The sequence below is a fragment of the Treponema denticola genome (genome assembly GCF_024181405.1).
In the GTDB taxonomy this organism is placed as follows: Bacteria; Spirochaetota; Spirochaetia; order Treponematales; family Treponemataceae; genus Treponema_B; species Treponema_B denticola_D.
Genome location: NZ_CP051302.1, coordinates 1,348,171 through 1,373,343, shown reverse-complemented (window position 1 = coordinate 1,373,343; position 25,173 = coordinate 1,348,171). Strand labels below are relative to the sequence as shown.

Below are 25,173 nucleotides of genomic sequence, written 5' to 3'. Positions count from 1 at the left end.
GAAAGGCCTGTTATCAGCGGAATTTCATAAACCGGACAGCTAGCTTTTTCATAAGTTTAGCTGTTTATTTCTTAGGTTCATAAAAAAAAATCCTTTGCGAATTTGAGCGTGAGCTCAACGCTTTGCGCTCGCTGCGGTTAAATAAAAGAATATAAACCGCAATGGTCCGAAAAAGGGTCTTAGCCTCGAAGCTTCGCCGGCTGTACTTCCCCTAATTTACAGTGTTTCAATCTCTTCTTCGGGAAGGCCTGTAACCTGCATAATTTTTTGTATCGAGTCTCCCAACTGTTTTAATATTTTAGCTGTTTCTTTCTTGTTGTTATAAGTGCCTTCCGTAAAGCCTTTATACCTAGCGTCCATTTCAAAAGTAGACATTAATCTATATTCTTGTCTTGCTTGTTCATTTTGTTTTACTGTTTGTATCATTTCTTCTATCCTCCTTGTAAATTCACTCTTTGTTTTGCCGGTTTTGAGATATTCTAAAAATTCCTTTAATTCTTTGTTTTCAGTGTCTTTAAAGGCCTCTGCATTTATTATAACCTCTAAAAGGGGAAGGGACAACCCCCCGTTCAGGGCGGTGGTTTTTCCCTTCCCCTTTGACCCCATCCCTTTTCCTCGCGCTGCCAAAGGACTTGCAGCCCTTTGGAATCCCGCATTGTTAAATCTTCAAACATTTTTAATCATTTGTATTCTCCTATTTTTTTCACATTTTCCCTATAAAAACTTTTTGCAGCAAATATCAGAGCCTTTCGGCTCTGTTCTGTAAGGAAATTTTTCATCGTATCCGCGAAAGCGGATAGCAAATAAATTTGCGAAAAAAGTTTTTTCCGTGCTTTTGCAACAAAGTGAAAAAGCACATATAATAATGCGACGTTTGCCGAAAGGCAAACTCGGCAGATAAACAGTGAGGCTGAATTCCTGCCGAACTGTTTATCATACCTCCCCATTATATTTATAGAAAATATTTGAAAAAAATAGTAAATTGGTAAAAAATTCCTTTGCAAAGTTGAGCGTGAGCTCAACGCTTTGCGTTCGCTTCGGTTAAATAATGCCCTTACAAAAATGAGGGAAATGTGGTATAATATTTAAAAATTGTGCATCCTTGCACAATTTTTAACTCGAGTTTTGAGCCTTGCTCAAAACATCGTAAGGTTTAAACCACCGCCATCCGTGGCGGAATAGGGAGGCTTTTTATGCATACAATGACTATGACAAATAAAGTGTATCAAGCATTGGAACTGGCGGTAAAAATTACCGGAGCGGCTAGAGATACCATCTTGGAAAATGCCCTAAGCCGCTATCTTGCCGAATTGCAGGAAGATGCCGAAGATGCTCAGCTTGCCGAAAAAGCGTGGAATGACTTTGAGAAAAGTGGGGAAAGGACATATACCATTGCTGAAATGCGGTGTGAGTTGGGACTATGAAAGTCATCTTGACGGAAACATTTAAAAAGCAACTAAAAAAATTGGACGCGGCAATCTCAAAGCGTGTTTTAGATTACCTTGAACAGATAGAACTTCTTGATAATCCGCGTTCCCGCGGAAAAGCACTTACTTCAAATCTTTCAGGACTATGGAGGTACCGCGTCGGTAATTACCGTATTTTGTGCCGTATAAATGATGATAGATTGATTATTACAGTCATTGAAATCGGACATCGCTCAACGGTGTATCGATGAGCGATCTTACAAAAGAAAGTGGAAGCGATTAATTAATTGGTAGCGGATAGCCTCGATTTTTCATAAGTTTAGCTGTTTATTTCTTAGTTTCATAAAAAAATTCCTTTGCGAAGTTGAGCGTGAGCTCAACGCTTTGCCCTCTCTGCGGTTAAATAAAAGAATATAAACCGCAGAGAGGGCGGCTTACTTTTCAGGCAGGCTGTCCAGTGGCTTTTCTTCTTCCGGGGCCTTTGAGATAAAACAGCCTTTTTCGTTATTTCTGTGCTGAACAATTATCCGAGCATCAGGATTTTCTCTTTCTTTAATTCCGCTCATTAAAAGGGGATATATTTTAGCCTCTTTTTTGGGGCTTCTGTTAAATATTAGGATCAAGGCCTCGTCTTTAAAAGCATCCATCATGTAAAAATCGCCGTCGCCGTCGCCTGCTATTAAAACGGGAGCCTTGTTTTGGTGTTTCGGGGCGAGGACTTTTTTTATTGCTTTGGCTTTTCCCTCGCGTCTTGTTGCAGGAATCGAGGTGTCGTCTACAACTGTAAGCTTTTTATTTTCATCAAGGAGTCTTCTTCTTCCGAAAACGTTTTTACTGTCCAGTTTATATCCATATTTTGGGTTGGAGGCAAAAACACGGACATTGTCTTCTTGGGAGGCCGAGCAAATATAGACTTCGATTCCGTTTTTCCTTAAAGCCGAAAACAGGTCTTGCATTTCTTCTTGAACACGCAAGCCCTTTCTATAGCCGCCCTCTACTTCTCCGGCTCTTCCTTTTAAAACCGATGAAGATCTTACCCTATAAGTTTTTATTTCGTCTTTTAGGCCTTGATCTATTGCCTTTTCGGTAAGGACCGAAAGTTCTTCTATCGTCATGCCTGTGCTTACGGATTGGCCGATGTCCACACCGCAAAGGGAGGCGGCTCCCCGCATTAAAACGAGCATCTTAGCCTTAAAATCTATAAACTCTTCGGTCGATGTAATTTCTGCAAGCTTCATTTTTCCGCCAAAATGCAAATAATTTTTATATAGAAACTCGTAGCGTTCGTTTAGATCGTCGGAAAGTTCTCCGGCAGTTAAGGCTCTGCCTTCAAGGTTTATTGTATGGGGCAAAATCTCGTCTTGAGGAATTCCCGCCCTTATGGTTTGATTAAATTCTTCGGGGTTTAAATTAAAACAAAGATTTTCAATTTGGTACACAAAAAGATTATCCTGTGTGTCATAAAAAATTGAAGTAAAATCCCAGTCAAAAACGGCATAATTTCCGTTAAAGGCCTTTTCTCTTATCAGTTTTTCAAGCCTCTTTTTATTTTGAGGCTCCCAGTTTCCTGTTTTTAAAATTAAAGCATCATCGTTAAGCATAATGGCATTATGAATAAATTGCAAAATAAAGTCAATCGGAGGGGGAAGAATAAGCGTCTATAAAAATATCTGTTTTTTGAGAACATTATAAATAGCCCTTTTCAAAATTGTGTCATTGTGATACACTTACATTTATGAAATGTGTTGTTTTTACAGGAGGCGGAACGGGTGGGCATATTTTTCCCGGACTTGCCGTTGCCGAGGCCTTGAGCTCTTCTTTTGAATGCAGAATAGTTTGGATCGGCTCTGCCAAGGGAGTTGACCGCAAAATAGTTGAATCTTCCGAGCTTTACTCGGCTTCTCCTTCAGTTCTTGAATTCATGGGTATTCCTGCCGGAAAATTGAGGCGGTATTTTAGTTTTCAAAACTTTATAGATGTTTTTAAGGTTGCGGCAGGCTTTATAAAGTCCTTTTTTATTCTTTTAAAGTTAAAACCTGTTTTTGTTTTTTCTAAGGGCGGCTTTGTTTCGGTGCCTCCCTGTGCCGCTGCAAAATTCTTAAAAATTCCCGTTATCACTCATGAGTGTGATTTTTCGCCCGGCCTTGCAACAAGGATTAATTCTAAATTTGCAAACCGTATTTTGGTTTCATATCAAGAAACGGCTGAACTCTTACCGGCTTCTCTCCGCTCAAAGGTTATATGTACGGGAAATCCCGTCCGCTTAAGTTTTTATTCGGGCAGGCCAGAAAAGGGGCGTTCTTTTTTAAACATAAAATCGAACTTACCTGTTTTGTTTGTTTTAGGCGGAAGTCTAGGTGCAAGACAGTTAAACGATTTGATTTCAGATTCAATCGAATATCTTGTAAAGCATTTTGTTGTGGTTCATCAGATTGGGGAAGCCAATATGGATCAGGGACAAAAAATTAAAGATGGTCTTTTAAACTCCTCTCCCGAATTTGCAGAAAACTATAAACCCTATCCCTTTATAAAAAAGGAGATGGCCGATGTTTTAAGCCTTTCTTCGATTGTGGTGTCGCGGGCAGGAGCCAATACGGTTTGGGAATCGGCCGCTGCAGGTAAGCCTATGATTTTGGTTCCTCTTGAAAAGGGAAGCTCCCGCGGCGATCAAATAGAAAATGCCGAATTCTTTAAGAAAAAAGGTTCCGCAGAAATTCTTTTGGGCGAAGATGTAAGGCCCGATATTTTTATAAGGCTTTTGCGGGATCTTGGTTTTGAAGAAAACATAAGCGGAAACGAAAGGCTAAAAAATATGGCTCAGGCCTCTGCGGCCTTGGCAGGTGAAAAACCGGCCCTTGTAATTGCCGACTTTTTAAAAAGCTTTTTTACATCTAAGAATGATGAGCTTTAAGCAGGATTAAATGATGGAGAATAATTAAATGCGGATAGGAAGTGCCGATATAGTTTTTTTGATTATATTAAGTTTTTTTGTTATTAAGGTTACCGTAACCGGTTTTATAGACGAGTTTTTTTCAAAGGCTGCGGTTATTGTCGGCGGGCTTGTAGCTTTTTTGTTTTATAAATTGCTTACTCCCGTAATTACCGAGCTTCTTGGAGGAAAATCCTTATCTGCAGTGATAGCTTTTTTGATTTTATTTTTATCTACTTATTTGATTATAAAATTGGTGCAAGTTTTTTTAGGCTCCCTTTTTTCAAGCGAGTCGTTAAAAAATTTGGACAGGTCATTGGGTTTTTGTTTGGGTCTTGTAGAAGGTTTGATTGTCATAGGAGTTATACTCATGCTTATCAATATCCAAACCTTTGTTTCATTCGATAAAATATTAAGTGAAAGCATTTTTGCGAAAATCCTTTCTCCATTTATTTTAGATATAACTAAGCAGTTTTAGGGTAGGGGGTATAGATGTTTGAAAATCTCATAGATCAAGAAGCGGGGCTTAGGCTCATTCAAGATATAAAACAAAAAAAACTTCCGCCTTCGATTTTGTTTTCGGGGCCTGAATGTTCAGGAAAGCTGACCGCAGCCCTTGAGCTTGCCCGCTCCGTTTCTTGTACCGAATCGGGAAACTGGACATGTACTTGTTCTTCATGCTTGAGGCAAAAAGAGATGATTTCTTCCGATGTTCTTATTTTGGGAGCACGGGACCACAGCCCCGAAATCAAGGCTGCCTGCGAGACCTTATTAAAAACAAAAACTCTTTCTTCAAGATACTTATTTTTGCGGGCTATTAGAAAACTTACCTCTCGATTCGATCCCCGTCTTTGGGATACGGATGAAACAAGATTCGTTAAAGCCGCCCCCGTCATTGCAGAGATTGAAGAACTCCTAGCCGATCTATGTTCCGGCCCTATCGAAACTATAGATGACAAGGTGCTTAACAAAACTGCGGAAGCTCTTGTCTTAAAATCCGCAAAACTTCAAGACGAATGTATGTACGATACGATTCCCATAAATCAGGTTAGAAAGGCCTCCTCGTGGGTACGCCTAATGCCTTCGGGAATAAAAAAAGTATTGATTGTCGAAAATGCCGATAAGATGCAGGAAGGTGCAAGAAATGCCTTTTTAAAAATTTTAGAAGAGCCGCCTTCTTATGCCGTCTTTGTTTTAACTACCGCTCATCGGGGAGCGATTATGCCGACGATACTGTCAAGGGTACGCACTTATACTTTTAAAGAACGGGATAAAAAATCCCAAGAAGAAGTTATAAGACGGGTTTTTAAAGGAGAGCCTTGCCATGAACCATTCGGTAAGTTCAATCTTTTAAGCTCTTACCTTTACGGCTTTTTACCGGTAAGTTTCCGTACAATTCAAAATGCAGCCTCCTTATTTTATGAGTATGTTTTTCTGCTCATAGACAGGCAAAATAAAATTCTTCCCTCGGCTCTTTATAATTCGATCTCAAATTACAAAAATAAAAACAAGTATGACAATTCAAATTGCACGGTTTCAAACATTGTAAATCTTTTAAATAAATGTAAACCTCATACGATTTATATTTTGTTCTTAAACAGCCTTTTATTTTTTTTACAGACCGGCTTAAAAAATGAAGAGTGTTCCGCCTTGGAACTTGAATCTTATTTTAAAATAACGGCTTTAATAAAAAATGCCGAAGCTGCTGTAGATATTTTTAACATCTCGCCTCAAGCCGCTTTAGAAAATTTGGCAGAAGAAATTAAGGAAAAACTTATATGAGAGAGTTTATGAGAAGGGGAATACAAAAGTCCCCAAGCATGAATGAAGCTCAACTGCGTACATTTGTAAAGCTGCTTGCAAACGAGTATTCTCTATTGGATTCAGTAATGGATTCTTTAAATGACGGCGTTATAGTTGCAGATTCAGAAAATAAGATTATAAAATCGAATAGGGCTGCAGAAAGAATTTTAGGCACTTCCCTTAGAAGCTCGTCCCTTGGCGGTTCCGCTTTAGGAGAAGGCCATGAAAAAAATGTCTGGGAACATATAAAGATTCAGGATATTGCCGACTTTGTTTCTTCGGTTATTCAAAATGAAAGCGGACAAACTTCAAAAGAGTTTAACCTAAAAGCCGATAAGCCTGAAGGTAAAAATAAATATATTGAAGTTTCGGTTCTTCCATTAGTAAATGAAAAGAAAATTCAAGGTACGATAATTATGATTGCGGATATTACCGAAAAAAGAATTGAAGAAATTAAAAACCGCCGCCTTGAAAATCTTGCAAGCCTTACAAATGTTGCAGCTGCCGTTGCTCACGAAATAAAAAATCCTCTTGCGGCAATCAGTATTCATTTACAGCTTTTAAAGAAAAATTTTACGGCCTGTAATTTATCAATAAACCAAAAGGCTCAAAAACATATAGGCGTTATCGAAGAAGAAATTGAAAGGCTCAATAAAATCGTGGTGGATTTTTTGTTTGCCGTGCGTCCCTTAAAATTCGAATTTGTTCCCGTAGATATAAATGCCCTTTTAAAGAATTTGTACGATACTTTTTTTGACGAGTTTAATGACAGCGGTATAACTATTGCCCTTAGCTTTTCAAAGGAACTTCCTAAGATTCAAGGTGATGAAAGATTTTTGCGGCAGGCATTTATGAATGTCCTAACAAATGCAAAAGCCGCAATGCCTAATGGCGGCTTTTTGGATATATCTACAAAGGCAGTAAACGATTTTATTATTGTAACTATTTCGGATTCGGGGCAGGGTATCTTGCCTGAAGACATGCATAAAATATTTGAGCCTTATTTTACGACAAAACATGACGGAACGGGCTTGGGGCTGACCATGACTTATAAGGTTATAAAAGAACATGGAGGAGACATAAATGTTTATTCGGATTACGGCATGGGAACAAGTTTTAAATTTTCTCTTCCGATAGAACGTAAGGGTGCAATGCTTTTACTCTCCGATAAAACTTTCGATTTTGATTCGGTAAAGGATATAAAATGAAATTCAGTATTTTAGTTATTGATGACGAAAAAAATATTCGTGAAGGCCTTGCAATGGCCTTGGAAGATGAAGGCTATGAAGTAATTACTGCCGATAACGGAAAAACAGGTTTGGATATTGCCTTAAACGACGAAGTTGATCTTGTAATTACCGATCTAAAAATGCCTGAAATAAGCGGCGAAGAGGTCTTACGTGAAGTTATTTCAAAAACTCCGGGAGTTCCCGTAATTGTTCTAACCGGACACGGTACGGTAGAAACGGCTGTTGAAGCCATGAGGATGGGGGCCTATGATTTTTTAACCAAGCCCTTGGATTTGGAACGCCTTTTTCTTTTAGTAAAAAGAGCCTTACAAAACAGGGCCCTTGTTCTGCAAAATAGGGCACTTTTACATGACATTGAAACCAAACAAAGTTTTGAAAATATTATAGGCAAGAGCCCTCTCATGGAAAAGGTTTTTGAGAATATAAAAAAAGTTGCTCCTACAAAGGCCAGCGTCTTAATTACCGGAGAAACGGGAGTCGGAAAAGAATTGATAGCTCAGGCCATTCATAATCTTTCAAGCCGTAAGGATAAGCCCTTTGTTCAAGTCCACTGTGCTTCCTTTGCCGAAAGCCTTTTGGAGTCCGAGCTTTTCGGCCATGAAAAAGGAGCCTTTACAGGGGCCGTACAACGCAGCCGAGGCCGCTTTGAAATTGCAAACGGCGGTTCTCTTTTTTTGGACGAAATAGGTGAAGTCAACCAAATGATACAGGTAAAACTTTTGCGTGTTCTTCAAGAAAAAAAGTTTGAGAGGGTAGGAGGTTCTGAAACTCTCAGCGTAGATACAAGGATAATCGCCGCCACAAACAGGGATTTGGTAGAAGAAATAAAAAAAGGAAATTTTAGGGAAGACCTTTATTTTAGATTGAATGTAGTGCATATTCATGTGCCTCCCTTGCGTGAACGCAAGGAGGATATTCCTCTTTTGGCCGCTGCCTTTATCAAAGACTTTGCCGAGGAGAACGGCAAAAAAATAGATTCTATGGAGCCTCGTGCAAGAGCTGCAATTTATAATTATGAATGGCCGGGAAATATAAGGCAGCTTCAAAACTGTATTCAAAGTGCCGTTGTAATGAGCTCCGATAATGTAATTCATTTTGATGACTTACCGGAAACATTGCGCGAAAAGGCTGAGGCTTCTTCAATCCGTATACCGATGGGAGTAAATATGGCTGAAGCCGAAAAGCAAATTATTTTGCAGACTCTTGCAAACCAAAATAACAATAAATCAAAGACAGCCGATATTTTGGGAATAGGCAGAAGAACCCTCCATCGAAAACTTGATGAGTATGAGGCGGAGATTAAAGATGATACTTCGCGAATATTGGAAGAAAAAGAAATTCAATCCAAAAAGGAAAAATCAAATGGCAAAAAATAAATACAGTGAGCCCGATTATTGGTCAAAAAAAGCTTTTGCCGAAAATTATCCTGCGCGTTCCGTATATAAACTTGAAGAGATGAATAAAAAATTTAATCTTTTTTCTCCTAATGATAAGGTTCTGGATTTGGGAGCGGCTCCCGGAAGCTGGACCGTCTATGTTTTGCGCTTTTTAAATAAAGAGGGAAGGGTAACTGCCGTCGATTTAAAGTCCTTGGATTCTTCAGTCTATGATGAGAGGCTTAATTTTTTTCAAGGCGATATGTTCGATAAGGGAATTATAAAATCGGTAAAAGAATTGGGACCTTATGATGCGGTTATCTGCGATGCGGCTCCTGCAACAACAGGAAACAAAACCGTTGATACTGCTCGTTCTTCAGGTTTGGTAGAGCTTGCTCTTTATTATGCACAAGAGCAGCTTAAACAAGGCGGTTCATTTGTCGTAAAGATATTCCAAGGCGGAGATCAGCAGATCCACTTAAACAATTTACGAAAATGTTTTAAGACGGCAAGGGCCTTTAAGCCGGAAGCGTGCCGAAGTTCAAGTTTTGAAACCTATCTAATAGGTTTGGATTTTAAGGGGTAGAATCTTCCCTGTTGATTATTTTATCGATTATAACATTTATCTGAATAATCAATATACCTGTGTACCGCTCTATCTGTTCGATTATATATTTTTGGAGCTGATTGATCTTTCCGGTCAGTTGGGTTCCAAAAGGAATATCAACAGTCAGATCAAGTCTATATCCGCCTTCTTCTTTTTTAATGTTGAGCTTTTTAAGAACTACTTCTTTATCGTACTCTTCAATACAATTAAATACCATTTGAGTTAAAGCGGATTCGGATATTTCGACCGTACCTACTTTTGAGAATTCCGGGCGGACTACGGATTTTTCAAAAAGCTTTGATTGTTCGGTTCCTACAAAGGGAGTCTTTTTGTTTTTAAAAAATAGGCGTATCTTGTCATAAAAGATTTGAGGGTAGGTGCGTTGTACTTCTATTGAAGGAACAGGTATAACATGTTTGCCTTCAACCCGCCTTGATCTCATTGCGGTTTCGATTTCTTCTCTGCTTGCAATGTCTTCAATTTTAATTATTTTTTGAGGCTGAGGAATTTGAAGGCGGGCGGCAATCTTGTTTACCATTTTTTCGGAAGTTCCCAATATTAAAATCTTTTTAAAGCTATGGGATTGTAAAGCCTTTGCCACCCCGTCTCTATGTTTTTTATCATCAAATAAGGCAACCTTTACAGCCGCCAAAAAAGTTTTTTCTCTTTTTGCAGATTGGCCTGCAATTATCTTATCGTTATAGATTAAAAGCCCGTCATCGATGATGAGCTTAATGCCGTATTTTTCGGCAAGCAGTTGAGCCCTAAAGCTCTTTCCCGTTCCGCTTTCACCGACAAGAGCATAAACCGAGACTCCTTTAATCTTCCATGAAATCTTTTTTAAAATTTTTTTAAAATCGATCATCGGCTCTTAGTTTCGTTCCGATAAGGTTAAGCTTAAATCGACAAGTTTTTTCCCTCTGACAATTTTAACCTTTACCGTTTCACCGGGTTTTTTATCCTCCAGTACCGAGTAATAATCGGTTATGTTATTTATCTTTTGTCCGGCTATTTCAACGATTATGTCGCCGCCTATGTAAAAGACGGAACTGTATCTGCCCACTCCTGAACGCACAGCTTCATTTCCTCCGCGAAGATCTGCCTTTGCCGCATTGCTTCCTTTTTTTACTTCGGAAACAAGGAGTCCGTAAGAAACGGGGAGTTTTGCATAAGATGCAAGTCTTGCGGAAACTTGAACCAAGTCGGCATCGATAGAACCGCGGATAACCTTTCCGTATTTTAAGATATCTGCAACAACTCTTTTAGCCGTATTTACTGGAACTGCAAAGCCAACTCCGGCCGAGCTTCCTGATGTGGAATAAATCATAGTGTTTATTCCTATCATTCTTCCTTGAGTGTCTAAAAGAGGGCCGCCTGAGTTTCCGGGGTTAATTGCCGTATCGGTTTGAATCATGTTTTTGATGATAATGTTTTTATCGTTTTGAATCGGGCGTTTCAGTGCCGAGACTATTCCGTCTGTAAGAGTTCTTTCCAATCCGAAAGGGTTTCCGATAGCTAAAACTCTTTGGCCGACTTTTAAATTGGTTGAGTCTCCTAATTTTATTACCGTAAGTTTAATATTTTTAGGCGGATCGAATTTTAAAACAGCCAAATCGTTTTCGGCATCCGTTCCTACTACTTTTGCCTCGTACTGACTTCCGTCAGAAAGAGAAATATAAATCTTTGAAGCTTCTGAAATTACATGTGCATTGGTCAGTACCAATCCGCTTTCGTCGATTATGGAGCCTGAACCTGAACTGCCTTCAACCGGAACAGGCTCAAAAAACCAGTTTGCTCCCATAGTTTCGGTGGTTATGTTTACGACAGCTTCATTGGTCGATTCGTATACATGAATATTCTGCGATTCGGCAGGAGTATAGCCCATGTATCCTGTTTCATTTGCAGTGTTTAAAGCAGCCGTATTTCCATGCTGCTGTATATTTAAATTTTGCGAATTTTCCGTCTGAACAAATCCGTTTTCTGCATTTTTTTCAAAATCGGCAGAGCCGTTTGAGGCTTCACTTTGAATTTCATTTAAGCCGATGTTTCCTGTACTAAATTTTATACCGGCAAAAAAACCGACACTTGCAAAAATAACCGCTGCAATGAGCGAAAATACTAATGTTTGTCTTCTACTGTAAAGTTTCATAATGCCTAAAATTCTCCTATAATTATAGTCTATTAAAAATACCCCCTATTTGTCAAGCGTGGACGTAAAATCTCACAGTGTCTATTTTATATTAGATTTAAGGTGAGGCAAATCCGGCACTATACGAATAAATGATACTGTGATATAATGGACTAAAAATAGGAGCTGTTTATGTCTGCTGGTGAAATACCTATTGGCGAAATTGCTTTGCAAATTGTCCTTTCCGTTGGAATTATCGTTATTGTTGCAAAGTACCTCGGCCTTCTTGCAAAAAAACTGAATATTCCGCAAGTTGCGGGTGAAATTGTTGCAGGGCTTTTATTACGCTACCTGCCTTTTTTTCGTAATTTCGGCGGAGTCGAACCGAACATTATCTATGCCGAAACCAATCAGTTTATCGGATATATGTCGGAAATCGGCGTTATCCTGATTATGTTCTCTGCCGGATTGGGTACTAATTTAAAATCACTTGTTGCATCCGGTATCAAATCCACAGTGATCGCTGCTTGCGGCGTTATCGTTCCATTGGTTTTAGGTACGGCTATGGCCTTAGGCTTTTGGGGGTTCGACGGTTTTGGAACGCCCGTATTTTATCAAGCCCTATTTATCGGGACTATTTTAACGGCGACTTCGGTGAGCATTACCGTTGCTGCATTGAAAGAGCTGGGAAAGATAAATTCGGAAGTCGGGCAAACAATTATCAGTGCTGCAATCATCGATGATGTCTTAGGCATTATTGCATTAACGGTTGTACTCGGTGCAAGTTCCGGTAAGGGCGACTACCTCGCACTTATTATAAAAACGGCAGCGTTCTTTGCCGCTTCGTTGGTAGTAGGCTATGTGATTTACCGAATCTTCAAGTGGTATGATAAGAGGCATCCTCATACTCACCGTATTTCGATTTACGGGCTAGGGGTTGCATTGATTTTTGCCTATTGTACCGAACGATTTTTCGGTATTGCCGATATTACCGGTGCCTATGTTGCAGGGGTTGTATTATGCAACTTGCATGATGCTTCCTATATGGAAAAGAAAATAGACATTAATTCGTATATGTTTTTTAGTCCTATCTTTTTTACCTCTATCGGACTTAAAACGGACTTTAGTGGACTGAATATGAGCTTACTATGGTTTTCGATAGCCTTTGTGCTTGTCGGTTGTATCAGCAAAATAATCGGCTGCGGCGGTTCAGCATTGACGTTGGGCTTTAAGCGGAAGGAATCGCTCCAGATAGGGCTGGGAATGATGGTGCGTGGTGAAGTAGCCCTCATCGTAGCTCAAAAGGGACTTGCGGTAGGGATGGTTAAAACCGAATACTTTGCACCGGTCATTTTGCTGATTATCGTTTCCTCCATGATTGTGCCTATTTTGTTGGGAAAAGCATTTTCGGATAGGACTTTTGAACCTCCAATGAAAGAACAGGTGTAGCATCTTGACTTCAATCCGCCTTGATCTAATTGCAGTTTTGATTTCTTATTTTTAAATTCCCCTATTTGCCAAGCGTGGATTGAAAATTCTTCCGTTTTTTGATATACTAGTCACATGTCTGTAGTTTCTCTTGTATTCCAGATGCTTGGAAGTTTAGGTTTAATCTTATACGGAATGAAAATGATGAGTGACGGTATTCAAAAAAGTGCCGGCGAAAGTCTACACCGTACACTCAATTTTATGACGGGAAACAGATTTTTAGCTGTTTTGACGGGTATAGTTGTTACCGGCATTGTTCAATCTTCCGGTGCTACAACCGTTATGACCGTTTCATTTGTCAATGCAGGAATGTTGAGTCTTCAGCAGGCTATAGGCGTAATTTTCGGTGCAAACATAGGTACGACCGTTACGGCATGGATAGTTTCTCTCCTGGGTTTTAAATTTTCTATAGCAAGCATAGCCATTCCCGCCTTCGGAATAGGCTATTTTTTAACATTTTTTAAAAAGCTTAAAAAAGACAATCTGGGTGAGGCCATCATGGGCTTCGGCCTCCTTTTTACCGGCTTGGATTTTTTGGCTTCAGCCGTGCCGAATATTTCGGGTGAACATATTGCCCTTTTTTCTCTTTTTAGACAGACAGGTATTCATAGTATTATAATCGGTGTTATCCTCGGTTTGGTACTTACCGTTTTTCTCCATTCATCGAGTGCGACAACTGCGGTTCTTTTGACGATGGCTCATACCGGGGTAGTCGGCTGGGAATTTTCTGCGGCTGTAATTTTGGGAAGTAACGTAGGTTCTACAGTAGATGCGGTATTGGCCTCAATAGGAACAAAGCTCAATGCGAGGAGGGCGGCGGCCGTACACGTTTTGTTTAATGTTGCAGGCAGCGTTTTTACATTGGCTTTTTTTACGCCGTTTTTATCCTTAGTGGATTTGATTTGCCCTTCAAGCAGTCTTATGACTAAAATTGCAGTGTTCCATACCTTGTTCAATGTAATCAACACTCTTGTCGCCATTCCGTTTGTAAATCAGATTGCAAAATTTGTGTGCTGGCTTATTAAACCAAGAGAAAATGAAGAGCCTGCCCGCTATGTTCTTACCTTTCAGGCACCCGGCATGAAAGAAAATACGGAGGCCTATGTGCTTAGGGCCGAGGTTGAAATTCTAAAGATGTCCAATATTGTCCGGGAAATGTTCAGCCTCTTGCGTTCTCTTTTGAGTAAGGAAGAAAATGTTTCAAGAGAATTTGTGATAAGGCAGTTGACCGAAAAAGAAGATTATACCGATCAAATGCAGGAAGAGCTTTCCGTATACCTTATTAAAACTTCTCAGCTTTCTTTATCCGAAAAAAACAGAAAGAATGTACGCCTTATGCTCGGTATTGTAGACGATATAGAAAATATGACCGATCAGATTTTTGAGCTGGGTCTTTTTATCAACCGAAGTATAGAATTAAAGATGCCCATCAGCCAAGACGATATGGATAAACTGCTACCCTATATGGGGATTGTAAATCAGTTTATTCATTTTGTTCACGAGCACTTAAATAAACCTCTTGCAGCGGAGCAGCTTGCAATGGCCCACGAAATGGAAGAATCTATCGATGCGATGAGGCAACACTTAAAGCATCTTGCCCGTACCCGCTTGGAAAAAGGTGCGAATGTAAAGGCCGAGCTTTTGTACATCGACATGGTCCGCAACTTGGAAAAAATAGGAGATTTTGCTTTTAGCATTTCGCGTGCCCTTGCCGAAACCGAATAAGAATTTTTATGTATTTTTTCAATGAGTAGTAGTTTAGCTCTTTACCGCCACTATTTACAGTACAATTCTGTCGTTGTCTTGCCTTTTTAGCTTGCCTTCTTTTTCGAGAAGGTTAAGAATCGGAAGAACATATTTGCGGGAAAGGCCGGTTACTTCCCGTGCATCGGCTATCGAAATCTTATCTCCTGTTTTGTATTTTGCAAATAATGAATTTACGGCCTTTTTGTAAAAATCCGTATGGTAGTGTAAAAAGTTTTCAAGGCAGATCAGCTTGCCTAATTTTATCAGATCTCTGGCTTCTTTTCTGGCTTGAGGGAGCTTTATCTTGTCTATTTCAATACCTTCAAAGCCCGCCTTAAAGGCTGCATCCAAAAGGGCCTTTGCATTTTTAGAAATATCTTCACCAGTTCTTCCGCTCAGTTTATAAATATGAGCTTCTTTTTCCAGCTTTTTTTCATCACAAAGTTTTTTTAATACGGTAGTTTTTACTCTTTGCGGAACAGGTAAGTCCACTTCTTCAAGGGTAAAGCCTGCCTGACTTTCTTGAGCCGTTTTTAAAATTTTATTTTCCCAAAACTCAAGCCGCTTTTTTAAAAAACGCCAAGAACCGTACTCAATGACTTCACTCTTATCCGATGTGAGCTCTTGAGTTTTGATTTTAGTATCCTCGACAAAGCCTTCAATATTAAACTTGTAGCTGTGAATGGAAGGAAGTTCCTTATCCCTGTAAACCTCAAAGGCTTCCTTAAACTGTATTCTTTTATAGCTTGGAAAACTTGCGAGCACTCTGGCCGAGGCTAGAATTTCGCTTCCGCCGTGCCTGATTAAAACGGCTCTTTGATTCCAAGCAGAGGCAACGGGTTCCTCTAAAGAAAGACGGCCCAAGCTCCTGTCAAATTGGTTTAAGTGAATGCTGCCTATTGCATGGGCACTCCCGAGGGCTATTTCAATTTCTGCATGGTTCTTAAATCCCCCTTCCTTGTTTGTAAACACCTCATCGATGCGTACTAAAAGTTCTTTTCCGCTTAAAACAAAATTTGAATCTTTTTCAGCTAAGAGCATACCCCTTTCAAGATTTGTTTTTTCTCCCAGCTTTAAGTTGAGGGCTGTCCGCGTGCCGGGCTCTATTTTTTCCACATCCTTATGATGGTTTTGTATCGATTTAATTCTACATTCTTCATTTGAAGGATATATCTGCAAGCTGTCGCCCGTATGCAGGCCTTTTCCTCTTAATGTTCCGGTAACGGTGGTTCCTATGCCTTTTAGGACAAAGACCCTGTCTACATATAAAAAGGGAGTAGGCGGGTTTTGCTTTTTTGATGAAGAAAGAAGTTTTGTAATTTCAGCTTTGAGTTCCTCGATTCCGCTTCCGGTAAGGGAAGAGACGGCGACGGCAGGAAGTTTCCTTCCGATTATTTTTTCGCATTGGGCATTGGCATCTTCGATGAGAAGTTCAAGCATGTCCTTTTCTGCAAGGTCCGATTTTGTGATTACAAGAAGAATGGAGTCTATCTTCATGGCCTTGAGTACACGCAAATGGTCGGAGGACATCTGCATCCAGCCGTCATCGGCTGCCACTATTAAAAGAGCCGCATCCAAGCCCCATGTGCCTGCAACCATGTTGCGGATAAAGCGTTCATGGCCGGGAACATCTACTATGCCGACAGTACCGTGAACAGGATCTTCAAGCGAAGCAAAGCCGAGCTCTATGGTCATCCCCCGCTTTTTTTCTTCAGGCAGATGACTGGTTTCAATTCCTGTAAGCCTTTTTACCAAGGCAGTCTTTCCATGGTCTACATGTCCCGCTGTTCCCAAAATATACGGCATTCTTTCCCCCAATCAATATTTATCATGTTCAGAGCATTTTAGCATAACTAAAGGATTAGGGGAAGGGGGAGATGAGTTATGTGTGTACTTGACAAGCCGATTTTTTTGTATTACACGTGTAATACGGAGGCTGCCATGACAACAGTAAGACTGCCGATTGAGTATGAACAAAGGCTTAATTTTCTATCGGCTGTAAAGAAAAAGAATAAAAGCGATTTAATAAAAGACGCTCTTGATATGTTATTCCGCAATGAAGAAATGGAAATTGATTCATATGAGCTGGGAAAAGAATATTTCGGCAAATACGGTAGCGGAAACTCAAGTCTATCGGTTTCTTATAAGCAAAAAATCAAGGACTTCCTACACGGTAAATTAAAGATAGAAAATATGCTTTAAATAAGAAATAATTATCAAAATTTTAATTATGTAGGCATATTTTTACGGAACTTAAAAATATGCCTGAAAGCTATTTTTTACTCGGAATACGGTATCTAAGCCCAAGTCCTATCTGAGGAGTCCAAGTTATAGCGATTTTGTCGTTTATTCTTTTAGTTTCAAAGGAGTCCTGGCGTATAGGCTCGCTTAAAGCGTAATAAAAACCTATAGCAGGAGCAACTTCGATAAATAAATTAAATGCTGGAGTTTTTGAGAAATTTACTTCCCAACGTATAGGGCATAATACAGCAAGTCCAATAAAAGCTGGTTTATTTAAAATGTAACTATTAATGTCAACAGCAGGTCCAATTGTAAGAGGACATTTTTGTCCTTTAATTACAGGTTCCCATACGGTAAAAAGAAGTCCGCTGCGAATATTTACTTTGTATCCATCAGAGACGAGAAAATCAGTTACTCCTGCAAGTAAATCCAACTCCATCAAATCATTAAATTCATGTGAATATGATAAACCTATAGACGGTTCACCAAGCCATGCTCCGATCTTATCTTTTCCGCCATTACCGTTTCCCGGTAAATCCGATTGTGCAAAAATATTTGCAGAAACCAACATCATACAGAAAAACACTATCAATATTTTTTTCATCTTAATCCTTCCTTTTTGCAATTCTATTTTTATTGCAATTTAATTTTTTATCTAAAATGTTGATCGGTTCCGTTACCCGTCTTTTTACCGCGAGGTCAATCAAACATATTTTAGCAGGCTTAATATTTATTAATGAGGAAAAATTTTGATAATTAAGAAATTTATTGAAAGCATTATTTAGCAAGAAGAATTTTTTAACATGAGAACAAAAATAAAATAAAAATCTACCGATTAGAGATATTAGAATTAATAGAGAAAATGGGGGGGGGTAAACTTAGGCTAATATTTTTCTCTGTATTTTTCAACATCGAATTTGAGTTTTGAGAAAAATTAAATTGTAAGCCGTTTAAAATCAGTTTTACCATAAAAGTATACTAGTGTATAAACGATTATTTGTCAAGACTTGAATTTGGGATTCTTTTGGGGGAGAAAAAGTCAACTCCACAAAAAACGATTGACAATACGTGTTAATACGTGCTATAATATTCTTGCAGGTTGAGCTATGACATCCAATGAAATTATAAGGCTCTTAAAAAAGGCCGGTTATGAAATAATAACCGGAGCAAAACATGATAAAGCAATTCACAAAGAAAGCGGAAAGATGATAGCAATACCGCGTCATAAAGGTGATATTCCAAAAGGAACTGCACATAATATTTTAAAAGAAGCCGGTATTAAATAGGGTAGTGGAGGCAAAAATGAAATATACATATCCTGTTATTTTTGAAAATGATGACGGAAAAATAGGGGTAAGAGTTCCCGATATTTCCGGTTGTTTTACATTCGGAGACACAGTAACTGAAGCTATAGAAATGGCAGAGGATGCCATAGCTATGATGCTTGCCCATTATGAAGATAACAATCAAGCAATACCAAAAGCCAGTAATATATCGGACGTAAAAATAAAAGACGGATTTGTAAACTATGTTATAGCCGATACGGATAAATGGCGCAGGCAATTTTCAGAAAAATCGGTGAAAAAGACGGTTACCATTCCGGCATGGTTAAACTACAAGGCCGAAACAGCCAATCTTAATTTTTCGCAAGAATTGCAAAATGCCCTTAAAGCAAAATTACAGATTGGGTTGTAGTAAAACAAGGATTTTTTAGTATGTATATAAAATCAATCAAATCAGATTTTAGAGCGAATAGTAGAAAATACATCTTCATGGGAAAGCCTGACATTGGTGGAAGCAGCCTGAGAATCAGCCTCATCAAGCCTATTTTCAACATTATCTGTAAGACTTTCGTACATATCAAGGCTCATTAATACCATAGAACCGTAGCCGTTTTTCGTAAGAAACACAGGACTCTTATTTGAAATAACAATATTCTCTATTTCTGAAAATTTATTTCGTAAATCTGAAACAGGTCTTATTTGCACCATTGACACCTCCACTAAAAACTCTCATATCATAATCTTATCATAATTTTATCAAAATATTCAATACGGCTATATAAAAAATTATGCCATATCGGCTTGATAATGGATGGTAATACAGCTATAATTTATAAGGAGGCGGAAAATGATGTGGGCGGTGTTTGCGTTTTTATCGGCTGTTTTTGCGGCACTTACTTCTATTTTGGCAAAAGTCGGAATAGAAGGGGTAAATTCAAATCTGGCGACAGCATTGAGAACAGTTGTTGTGTTAGCAATGGCATGGGGGATGGTTTTTCTTACAAATACACAAAATGGAATTATCGACATCAGCAAAAAAAGCTGGATATTTCTGAGTCTTTCGGGACTGGCAACAGGAGCTTCTTGGTTGTGTTATTACAAGGCCTTGCAAATAGGTGAAGCATCAAAAGTTGTTCCTATCGATAAATTAAGTGTAGTAATTACATTAATTTTGGCAGTGATTTTTCTGCATGAGAATCTCAATGCAAAATCGATATTGGGTTCGCTGCTTATTACGGCAGGCACACTTTGTATGGTTTTGTAAGGGCAGAACAGAGCTGCAAAGCTCTAATAATCCTTGCAAAAAGTTTTTATGGGGGAATGAAAATGACTCTTGAAAAGATTTTTGAAATTCCGCAAATGTCTGCGGATTGGATCAGGAATGAACTGAATAAGAAATTTCAACCTGATGAGGCCGAAAAAAAGTATCGGGAGGTTATTGAAACCTACGAAAAGTTTGCAAATGATGCACCGAGCATCGGCGGCAAAGACAATCCGATGTCTAAAAACTTTTACGGAGCCCTTTCGGCCTTTGCGTATTATGAATGTATGAACCGCAGTATGCTTCCCGATGAAATTACGGCTATGTGTTACGGTATGATGATCGGCAATAAAAAAGGCGGTCAGCTTTCGCGGTTCAACCTTAACAACAGGCTGGTGCAAAAATTCTTTCACGGGCTTTTCGGTCTGAGAGCACGCAAGCTGAACAAGCACAAAGAAGACGGCTCATGGAACAATACATGGGGAATGAAAATAAATCCTCTGCATCACAAAGAAGGAATCAGCATTCATCTGGTCGGATGCCCCATTGCCGATTTTGCAAAAAAGAACGGATACGGTGAATTGATGCCGTATTTTTGCGAAACGGATAAGGCAGTTATGGAACATTTCGGCGGCACTCTTTACAGAGAACACACCGTTGCCGACGGATACGAAGACTGCGACTATTGGATAAAAAACAAAGGCGAATAAATCTTTGTCCGGCAGTTTTTTCAATGCCTTGCTTTTTTGTAAAAAATCGCTTATAATCGGCTTCCAATGAATCTTGAAGCTTTTATTTTAGGCTGCGGCGGAATGATGCCGCTTCCATATAGACATTTAACATCGGTTTTGCTTCGCCGTGAGGGCGATTTGTTTTTGTTTGATTGCGGAGAGGGTACTCAGGTTGCCCTGCGCCGCCTAAACTTGCGCTGGAAAAGAATCAATGCTATTTTTATAAGCCATACCCATGCCGACCATATAACGGGGCTTCCGGGACTTCTGATGCTTTCATCTCAAGTTGACAGGGATGAGCCCCTTTACATAATAGGCCCTCCAAAGGTTGCCGAATATGTGGAAACCAGCCGGAAAGTTTTGGATATGTATATCAATTATGAAATTATCGTAAAAGAAATAAAGGAGCCGGGAGTCGTTTATTCTACCGAGGAATTTCAGGTACGCTCCTTTTGGCTGGATCATACAAAGCCCTGTATGGGATACACCTTTGAAGAGTTTGAAAGGCCGGGGGAATTTAATCCCGAAGCTGCAAGAGCCTTAAATGTTCCCTGCGGGCCCCTTTGGTCAAAACTCCAAGGCGGAAATGAGGTAGTCTCCGCTGACGGAAAAACTATCCGCCCCCAAGATGTTATGGGTCCTAAAAGAAAGGGCAGAAAATTCAGCTTTGTAACCGACACAAAATATTTACCCTCCATTGCTCAAGAAGTAAAATATTCCGACTTTTTTGTATGCGAGGGGATGTTTGAAAAAGGTATGGAAAAAGATGCTGCCGAAAAAAAACACATGACCTGTACTCAGGCGGCTCAAATCGCTAAGGATGCTGAGGTCAAAAAGATGGCTCTGATTCATTACAGTCCGAGGTACACCGATAACGAACTCAAAGTCCTTTTGGACCATGCCACAGAAGTTTTCCCCGAAACGATCCTTTCAAAAGACAGAATGAATATTCAATTGGAATATGAAGACTAAAAATTCTTGTAAAGCCTATTTTATAATTTGACATAAATCCGAAAACAGTGTATAATTTATTAAATTTGTTAGATTAATTGTCTGTAAGAAACCTAATTCTTAATTTTTTGGCAATTAACATACAAAAAAGGAGTTTCTATGAAGAATATTGTTAAAATTTTCATCGGTTGTCTTCTAATTCTTGGAGTGCTGACTTCTTGCAGCAAAGAAGAAGGCAAAAAGGCTTTGATGGTCGGTATGGTTACAGATGCCGGAACTATAGACGATAAATCCTTTAACCAAGGAACATGGGAAGGTATTAAAAAAGCCGAAAAAGATCTTGGTGTAAAGGTTAAATATCTAAAACCCGTCGGAACAACCGAAGCCGACTACATCAAAGAAATTTCAAACCTCTATGATTCAGGATATAAATTTATTATTTGTCCCGGATTTAAATTTGAGACGGCCGTATTTAAAGCTCAGTCCAAGTACAAGGATGCCAAGTTTATCATAATCGACGGAAATGCTCATCCTGCCGATGCATATGATGCCCAAAACGGACCTAATACAATCGGAATCAGCTTTTTAGAAAATGAAGCCGGTTTCTTGGCAGGTGTTGCCGCTGCTTTACAGCAAAAAACAGGAAACTTCGGTTTTATCGGCGGTATGGAAATCCCTGCCGTACAGAAATTTAACTGGGGATGGCAGCAAGGCATTAAATATGCGAACGAAAACCTCGGTACCAAAATTGAAATCTATCCTGAAAACTTCATATATCAGGGCGGATTTTCAGACATTGCAGCCGGACAGCAGATTGCTGCTTCTATGTATGACAGGGGTGTTACCGTAATCCATGCTGCAGCCGGAGGTGTAGGTGTAGGCGTTATCAACGAAGCTAAAACCAGAACTCAGGCAGGAAAAAAAGTTTGGGTAGTAGGTGTTGACGTTGATCAATATGCAGAAGGAGTCATAGCAGACGGTTCTTCTATAATTCTTACGTCTGCAATGAAGTATCTTGACAAGGCTTCTTATGATATGATTAAAGAAGAATTGAACGGAACATTTGCCGGCGGACGCTCATTATTGTTCTCTGTAAAAGAAAACGGCGTAGGAATTCCTGCTAAGAATCCTAACCTTTCCGATGATGTACAGCAAAAGGTAAACGAAATTTATCAAAAAATAAAGAACGGTGAGATTGTAGTAAGTGCAACTCAAGGCGATTTATTTAAATAAAACTTAAAGAAGTTTACAAGGGCCTCCTTCTAAAGAAAGTGCCTTTCTAAAGAAAACGCCTTTCTAAAGAAAGGGGGCTGTTTCTTATTTTTTGAGGAGTTCAAATTGTCCCATAGTGATTATGTGATTGAAATGAGAAATATCCGCAAGGAATTTCCCGGAATCGTGGCAAACGATGATATAAGCCTGTGCGTTAAACAGGGAGAAATACACGCGATTTTGGGAGAAAATGGAGCGGGAAAGTCGACCCTGATGAGCATCCTTTTCGGTCTTTACCATGCCGATAGAGGAGAAATCTATGTAAAGGGAAACAAGGTAAAAATAAACAGCCCCAACGATGCAAACGATCTGGGGATAGGAATGGTACATCAGCATTTTAAGCTGATCCATAATTTTACCGTAACCGAAAATATCATTTTGGGTAAAGAAGGCGGTTTTATTCTAAACAAAAAAGAAGCTGAAAAGCGGATAAAAGAGTTAAGCGATAAATACGGCCTTTTTATTGAACCTGATGCTCTTATAAGCAATATCACTGTAGGTATGCAGCAAAGGGTTGAAATATTAAAAATGCTTTACAGGAATGCCGACATTCTCATCTTCGATGAACCTACGGCAGTTTTAACCCCTCAAGAAATAAACGAACTTATGCAGATTATGCGTAACCTTGCCGCAGAAGGTAAGGCCATAATTCTTATTACCCATAAATTACAGGAAATTTTGGATGTCGCCGACAAGTGTACGATTATACGTCGGGGAAAATTAATAGATGTTGTCGATGTAGCTTCTACAACCAAAAATGAACTTGCCTCCAAAATGGTTGGCCGTCCTGTAGACTTTAAGGTTCCGAAAGGGCCTTCAAATCCGGGAAAGCCGATTCTTGAAATTAAAAACTTAAACGTATTAAAAGAAAAAAAACTGCCTGCCGTAAGAGATTTTTCTCTTGATGTTAGGGCAGGGGAAATCGTAGGCATAGCCGGAGTAGACGGAAACGGTCAAAGCGAACTTGTTTATGCCCTTTCAGGACTCATGCCGATCGAGTCCGGCAGTATACTTTTAGACGGAAAAGATATTACAAACTTTTCTGTAAGAAAAAGAGCAGAATCGGGCTTAGGCCATGTTCCTGAAGACAGGCAAAAACACGGCCTTATTTTGCAATATTCTGTTGCCGAAAACATGGTCATAAAATCCTATTATACAAAAAACTTCCAAAAACACGGCTTTTTAAATAAGGAAAAAATAAAAAGCTTTGCCAAAAAAATCAGCGAAGTCTTCGATGTCCGCTCCGGTTCAGGTATAGAATCCAAAGCAGGGGATTTGAGCGGCGGTAATCAGCAGAAGGCCATTTTAGGAAGAGAAATTACCCTTGATCCGGCTCTTTTAATAGCGGTAAACCCGACACGAGGGCTTGATGTAGGAGCGATAGAATCTATTCACAAGGAACTGGTAAAACACAGGGATAACGGAAGAGCTGTTCTTTTAATTTCCTTTGAGCTTGACGAAATATTTAACCTTTCAGACAGGATAGCGGTCATGCACAGGGGCTCTTTAAGCGGAATTGTACGCCCTGAAGAAACCACCGCCGAAGAAGTAGGGCTTATGATGGCCGGTATGGGAGGAAAAAATGAGTAAGCTTAAAATACGATTTAAAGACTTTAACATAGCCGAAAACAATTTTATTATCAGTTTTTCCGCTGTTTTACTCGGCCTTATTGCCGGTGCCGTTTTTATAGCTGTTTCGGGAACAAATCCGTTTTCGGCATTTTCCTACCTTTTCCGGGGCGGCCTAATGAATATAGAGCGTATAGGAAACACCCTTGCAACGGCTACGATTCTCTTGTTTGTAGGGCTTTCGGTCAGCTTTGCTTTTAAAACGGGGCTTTTTAATATCGGTGCTTCAGGACAGATGCTCATTGGAGGCCTTTTTGCGACCTTTATAGCCTTAAACAGCTCAATGCCGCGCCCTGTTTTGTTGCTTGTTTTGATAATAGCTGCCATGATTGGAGGAGCTCTTTGGGCTGCTTTGCCCGGTCTTTTAAAAGCCGCATTCAATGTACATGAGGTTGTTTCTACCATAATGATGAACTGGATAGCCTATTGGATAGTTTATTATTCGGTTCAAGGTTATCTAAAGGCCGAATTTATCGAGACCGAAAGCCGCTCCATCGCTGTAGAACACACCTTGAGGGCTGGGTGGCTGAGTAATCTCTTCGGAAGCGAGTATATAAATTACGGCATATTTTTAGGTATTTTAGGAATTATCCTTGTAAAAGTAATATTGGATAAGACTACTCTTGGCTTTGAGCTAAAGGCAGCAGGATATAATAAGAGCGGAGCGGAATATGCAGGCATCAAAGTAAACAGAAATATTATCTTTTCTATGATGATTGCCGGAGCTCTATCAGGTCTTGCCGGTTTAACCTATTATGCCGGTTATTCCCTTAATATGCAGATCGGTGTTTTACCCTCTCAAGGTTTTGACGGAATAGCCGTTGCTCTTCTAGGTGCCGGAAATTCGATAGGTGTTGCTTTAAGCTCCATCTTTTTCGGTATTCTCCATGTGGGGAAGGGCTTTATGAGCGCCAACACAAATGTTCCGCCCGAAATAGCCGATACCATCATTGCAGTTATCATTTATTTTACGGCGACAAGTTTATTGTTAAAGAAATTTTGGTCTAAAATCCAAAAAAATAAGGAAAAAACCGTCAAGGAGGCGAACTAA

General features: G+C 39.5%; 26 protein-coding genes. 19 read left to right on the top strand and 7 right to left on the bottom strand.

Going from position 1 to position 25,173, the window contains the following annotated elements; all coding sequences use genetic code 11:
• Positions 1–216 precede the first annotated feature (216 nt).
• Positions 217–606, bottom strand: coding sequence for a hypothetical protein (locus HGJ18_RS06650; protein WP_253698303.1), 390 nt, complete (start codon positions 604–606; stop codon positions 217–219).
• Between the two features lie 587 nt (positions 607–1,193).
• Here HGJ18_RS06650 and HGJ18_RS06645 point away from each other — a divergent pair.
• Both HGJ18_RS06645 and HGJ18_RS06640 read left to right on the top strand, forming a co-directional pair.
• Complete coding sequence (locus HGJ18_RS06645; protein WP_253698302.1) at positions 1,194–1,424, top strand: hypothetical protein; 231 nt, start codon at positions 1,194–1,196, stop codon at positions 1,422–1,424.
• Positions 1,421–1,678: a type II toxin-antitoxin system RelE family toxin gene (locus HGJ18_RS06640; protein ID WP_002683445.1), complete on the top strand. Its 258-nt coding sequence runs from the start codon at positions 1,421–1,423 to the stop codon at positions 1,676–1,678. Before HGJ18_RS06645 ends, HGJ18_RS06640 begins: the two co-directional genes overlap by 4 nt.
• 183 nt (positions 1,679–1,861) lie before the next feature.
• Here HGJ18_RS06640 and HGJ18_RS06635 read toward each other — a convergent pair whose 3' ends face one another.
• On the bottom strand, positions 1,862–3,028 hold the full coding sequence (locus tag HGJ18_RS06635) for an HAD family hydrolase (protein WP_253698301.1): 1,167 nt from the start codon (positions 3,026–3,028) through the stop codon (positions 1,862–1,864).
• Between the two features lie 134 nt (positions 3,029–3,162).
• On the opposite strand from HGJ18_RS06635, the gene murG reads away from it, so the two are divergent.
• The 6 genes from murG to HGJ18_RS06605 are packed head-to-tail and all read left to right on the top strand — an operon-like array spanning position 3,163 to position 9,371.
• Entirely contained in the window at positions 3,163–4,338 is a 1,176-nt protein-coding gene (gene murG / locus HGJ18_RS06630; protein WP_253698300.1) for an undecaprenyldiphospho-muramoylpentapeptide beta-N-acetylglucosaminyltransferase, read from the top strand.
• A 28-nt stretch (positions 4,339–4,366) separates the two neighbouring features.
• Positions 4,367–4,834 (top strand): CvpA family protein, encoded by a 468-nt coding sequence (locus tag HGJ18_RS06625; protein ID WP_002679705.1) that lies wholly within the window; start codon positions 4,367–4,369, stop codon positions 4,832–4,834.
• Positions 4,835–4,848: 14 nt separating this feature from the next.
• Positions 4,849–6,138, top strand: coding sequence for a DNA polymerase III delta subunit-related protein (locus HGJ18_RS06620; RefSeq protein ID WP_253698299.1), 1,290 nt, complete (start codon positions 4,849–4,851; stop codon positions 6,136–6,138).
• A complete protein-coding gene (locus tag HGJ18_RS06615; RefSeq protein ID WP_253698298.1) occupies positions 6,135–7,367 on the top strand; it encodes a two-component system sensor histidine kinase NtrB in 1,233 nt (410 codons plus the stop codon). Before HGJ18_RS06620 ends, HGJ18_RS06615 begins: the two co-directional genes overlap by 4 nt.
• On the top strand, positions 7,364–8,785 hold the full coding sequence (locus HGJ18_RS06610; RefSeq protein WP_253698297.1) for a sigma-54-dependent transcriptional regulator: 1,422 nt from the start codon (positions 7,364–7,366) through the stop codon (positions 8,783–8,785). Before HGJ18_RS06615 ends, HGJ18_RS06610 begins: the two co-directional genes overlap by 4 nt.
• Positions 8,772–9,371 (top strand): RlmE family RNA methyltransferase, encoded by a 600-nt coding sequence (locus tag HGJ18_RS06605; protein WP_253698296.1) that lies wholly within the window; start codon positions 8,772–8,774, stop codon positions 9,369–9,371. Before HGJ18_RS06610 ends, HGJ18_RS06605 begins: the two co-directional genes overlap by 14 nt.
• On the opposite strand, the gene HGJ18_RS06600 is transcribed toward HGJ18_RS06605, so the two are convergent.
• Positions 9,361–10,257 (bottom strand): P-loop NTPase family protein, encoded by an 897-nt coding sequence (locus tag HGJ18_RS06600; protein ID WP_253698295.1) that lies wholly within the window; start codon positions 10,255–10,257, stop codon positions 9,361–9,363. The two genes, HGJ18_RS06605 and HGJ18_RS06600, sit on opposite strands and share 11 nt — an antisense overlap.
• Positions 10,258–10,263: 6 nt before the next feature.
• The gene (locus HGJ18_RS06595; protein ID WP_253698294.1) at positions 10,264–11,541 is read right to left on the bottom strand and encodes a S1C family serine protease; all 1,278 of its coding nucleotides are present in this window, start codon (positions 11,539–11,541) and stop codon (positions 10,264–10,266) included.
• 171 nt (positions 11,542–11,712) lie between these two features.
• Here HGJ18_RS06595 and HGJ18_RS06590 point away from each other — a divergent pair, with 171 nt between their 5' ends.
• Positions 11,713–12,969 carry a cation:proton antiporter gene (locus tag HGJ18_RS06590; RefSeq protein ID WP_253698293.1) on the top strand — a complete coding sequence of 419 codons (1,257 nt, stop codon included), beginning with the start codon at positions 11,713–11,715 and terminating at the stop codon, positions 12,967–12,969.
• Positions 12,970–13,083: 114 nt separating this feature from the next.
• Positions 13,084–14,733: a Na/Pi cotransporter family protein gene (locus tag HGJ18_RS06585; protein WP_002669793.1), complete on the top strand. Its 1,650-nt coding sequence runs from the start codon at positions 13,084–13,086 to the stop codon at positions 14,731–14,733.
• A 54-nt stretch (positions 14,734–14,787) separates the two neighbouring features.
• Here HGJ18_RS06585 and selB read toward each other — a convergent pair whose 3' ends face one another.
• Positions 14,788–16,560 (bottom strand): selenocysteine-specific translation elongation factor, encoded by a 1,773-nt coding sequence (gene selB, locus HGJ18_RS06580; protein WP_253698292.1) that lies wholly within the window; start codon positions 16,558–16,560, stop codon positions 14,788–14,790.
• 135 nt (positions 16,561–16,695) lie between these two features.
• Between selB and HGJ18_RS06575 the strand changes: the two genes are divergently transcribed.
• Entirely contained in the window at positions 16,696–16,956 is a 261-nt protein-coding gene (locus HGJ18_RS06575) for a CopG family transcriptional regulator (protein WP_253698291.1), read from the top strand.
• Between the two features lie 70 nt (positions 16,957–17,026).
• Here HGJ18_RS06575 and HGJ18_RS06570 read toward each other — a convergent pair whose 3' ends face one another.
• The gene (locus HGJ18_RS06570; RefSeq protein WP_253698290.1) at positions 17,027–17,599 is read right to left on the bottom strand and encodes a hypothetical protein; all 573 of its coding nucleotides are present in this window, start codon (positions 17,597–17,599) and stop codon (positions 17,027–17,029) included.
• Positions 17,600–18,101: 502 nt separating this feature from the next.
• On the opposite strand from HGJ18_RS06570, the gene HGJ18_RS06565 reads away from it, so the two are divergent.
• The gene (locus HGJ18_RS06565) at positions 18,102–18,281 is read left to right on the top strand and encodes a type II toxin-antitoxin system HicA family toxin (protein ID WP_253698289.1); all 180 of its coding nucleotides are present in this window, start codon (positions 18,102–18,104) and stop codon (positions 18,279–18,281) included.
• Positions 18,282–18,297: 16 nt separating this feature from the next.
• Positions 18,298–18,690, top strand: coding sequence for a type II toxin-antitoxin system HicB family antitoxin (locus HGJ18_RS06560; protein ID WP_253698288.1), 393 nt, complete (start codon positions 18,298–18,300; stop codon positions 18,688–18,690).
• A 41-nt stretch (positions 18,691–18,731) separates the two neighbouring features.
• Here HGJ18_RS06560 and HGJ18_RS06555 read toward each other — a convergent pair whose 3' ends face one another.
• On the bottom strand, positions 18,732–18,986 hold the full coding sequence (locus HGJ18_RS06555) for a type II toxin-antitoxin system Phd/YefM family antitoxin (RefSeq protein ID WP_253698287.1): 255 nt from the start codon (positions 18,984–18,986) through the stop codon (positions 18,732–18,734).
• Between the two features lie 139 nt (positions 18,987–19,125).
• Between HGJ18_RS06555 and HGJ18_RS06550 the strand changes: the two genes are divergently transcribed.
• The 6 genes from HGJ18_RS06550 (at position 19,126) to HGJ18_RS06525 (ending at position 25,173) form a co-directional block, all read left to right on the top strand.
• On the top strand, positions 19,126–19,542 hold the full coding sequence (locus HGJ18_RS06550; protein WP_253698286.1) for an EamA family transporter: 417 nt from the start codon (positions 19,126–19,128) through the stop codon (positions 19,540–19,542).
• A 62-nt stretch (positions 19,543–19,604) separates the two neighbouring features.
• Positions 19,605–20,249, top strand: coding sequence for an L-2-amino-thiazoline-4-carboxylic acid hydrolase (locus HGJ18_RS06545; RefSeq protein WP_253698285.1), 645 nt, complete (start codon positions 19,605–19,607; stop codon positions 20,247–20,249).
• 66 nt (positions 20,250–20,315) lie between these two features.
• Entirely contained in the window at positions 20,316–21,242 is a 927-nt protein-coding gene (locus HGJ18_RS06540; RefSeq protein WP_253698284.1) for a ribonuclease Z, read from the top strand.
• 138 nt (positions 21,243–21,380) lie between these two features.
• Complete coding sequence (locus HGJ18_RS06535) at positions 21,381–22,454, top strand: BMP family lipoprotein (RefSeq protein WP_253698283.1); 1,074 nt, start codon at positions 21,381–21,383, stop codon at positions 22,452–22,454.
• Positions 22,455–22,559: 105 nt separating this feature from the next.
• Positions 22,560–24,083 carry an ABC transporter ATP-binding protein gene (locus HGJ18_RS06530; protein WP_301338936.1) on the top strand — a complete coding sequence of 508 codons (1,524 nt, stop codon included), beginning with the start codon at positions 22,560–22,562 and terminating at the stop codon, positions 24,081–24,083.
• Complete coding sequence (locus tag HGJ18_RS06525; RefSeq protein WP_253698282.1) at positions 24,076–25,173, top strand: ABC transporter permease; 1,098 nt, start codon at positions 24,076–24,078, stop codon at positions 25,171–25,173. The genes HGJ18_RS06530 and HGJ18_RS06525 overlap by 8 nt, the downstream gene beginning before the upstream one ends.

What these genes read in the sequence shown, in the direction of transcription:
- HGJ18_RS06650 (WP_253698303.1), bottom strand. Translation starts at nt 606, where the DNA reads ATGGGGTCAAAGGGGAAGGGAAAAACCACCGCCCTGAACGGGGGGTTG.
- HGJ18_RS06645 (WP_253698302.1), top strand. Translation starts at nt 1,194, where the DNA reads ATGCATACAATGACTATGACAAATAAAGTGTATCAAGCATTGGAACTG.
- HGJ18_RS06640 (WP_002683445.1), top strand. Translation starts at nt 1,421, where the DNA reads ATGAAAGTCATCTTGACGGAAACATTTAAAAAGCAACTAAAAAAATTG.
- HGJ18_RS06635 (WP_253698301.1), bottom strand. Translation starts at nt 3,028, where the DNA reads ATGCTTAACGATGATGCTTTAATTTTAAAAACAGGAAACTGGGAGCCT.
- murG (WP_253698300.1), top strand. Translation starts at nt 3,163, where the DNA reads ATGAAATGTGTTGTTTTTACAGGAGGCGGAACGGGTGGGCATATTTTT.
- HGJ18_RS06625 (WP_002679705.1), top strand. Translation starts at nt 4,367, where the DNA reads ATGCGGATAGGAAGTGCCGATATAGTTTTTTTGATTATATTAAGTTTT.
- HGJ18_RS06620 (WP_253698299.1), top strand. Translation starts at nt 4,849, where the DNA reads ATGTTTGAAAATCTCATAGATCAAGAAGCGGGGCTTAGGCTCATTCAA.
- HGJ18_RS06615 (WP_253698298.1), top strand. Translation starts at nt 6,135, where the DNA reads ATGAGAGAGTTTATGAGAAGGGGAATACAAAAGTCCCCAAGCATGAAT.
- HGJ18_RS06610 (WP_253698297.1), top strand. Translation starts at nt 7,364, where the DNA reads ATGAAATTCAGTATTTTAGTTATTGATGACGAAAAAAATATTCGTGAA.
- HGJ18_RS06605 (WP_253698296.1), top strand. Translation starts at nt 8,772, where the DNA reads ATGGCAAAAAATAAATACAGTGAGCCCGATTATTGGTCAAAAAAAGCT.
- HGJ18_RS06600 (WP_253698295.1), bottom strand. Translation starts at nt 10,257, where the DNA reads ATGATCGATTTTAAAAAAATTTTAAAAAAGATTTCATGGAAGATTAAA.
- HGJ18_RS06595 (WP_253698294.1), bottom strand. Translation starts at nt 11,541, where the DNA reads ATGAAACTTTACAGTAGAAGACAAACATTAGTATTTTCGCTCATTGCA.
- HGJ18_RS06590 (WP_253698293.1), top strand. Translation starts at nt 11,713, where the DNA reads ATGTCTGCTGGTGAAATACCTATTGGCGAAATTGCTTTGCAAATTGTC.
- HGJ18_RS06585 (WP_002669793.1), top strand. Translation starts at nt 13,084, where the DNA reads ATGTCTGTAGTTTCTCTTGTATTCCAGATGCTTGGAAGTTTAGGTTTA.
- selB (WP_253698292.1), bottom strand. Translation starts at nt 16,560, where the DNA reads ATGCCGTATATTTTGGGAACAGCGGGACATGTAGACCATGGAAAGACT.
- HGJ18_RS06575 (WP_253698291.1), top strand. Translation starts at nt 16,696, where the DNA reads ATGACAACAGTAAGACTGCCGATTGAGTATGAACAAAGGCTTAATTTT.
- HGJ18_RS06570 (WP_253698290.1), bottom strand. Translation starts at nt 17,599, where the DNA reads ATGAAAAAAATATTGATAGTGTTTTTCTGTATGATGTTGGTTTCTGCA.
- HGJ18_RS06565 (WP_253698289.1), top strand. Translation starts at nt 18,102, where the DNA reads ATGACATCCAATGAAATTATAAGGCTCTTAAAAAAGGCCGGTTATGAA.
- HGJ18_RS06560 (WP_253698288.1), top strand. Translation starts at nt 18,298, where the DNA reads ATGAAATATACATATCCTGTTATTTTTGAAAATGATGACGGAAAAATA.
- HGJ18_RS06555 (WP_253698287.1), bottom strand. Translation starts at nt 18,986, where the DNA reads ATGGTGCAAATAAGACCTGTTTCAGATTTACGAAATAAATTTTCAGAA.
- HGJ18_RS06550 (WP_253698286.1), top strand. Translation starts at nt 19,126, where the DNA reads ATGATGTGGGCGGTGTTTGCGTTTTTATCGGCTGTTTTTGCGGCACTT.
- HGJ18_RS06545 (WP_253698285.1), top strand. Translation starts at nt 19,605, where the DNA reads ATGACTCTTGAAAAGATTTTTGAAATTCCGCAAATGTCTGCGGATTGG.
- HGJ18_RS06540 (WP_253698284.1), top strand. Translation starts at nt 20,316, where the DNA reads ATGAATCTTGAAGCTTTTATTTTAGGCTGCGGCGGAATGATGCCGCTT.
- HGJ18_RS06535 (WP_253698283.1), top strand. Translation starts at nt 21,381, where the DNA reads ATGAAGAATATTGTTAAAATTTTCATCGGTTGTCTTCTAATTCTTGGA.
- HGJ18_RS06525 (WP_253698282.1), top strand. Translation starts at nt 24,076, where the DNA reads ATGAGTAAGCTTAAAATACGATTTAAAGACTTTAACATAGCCGAAAAC.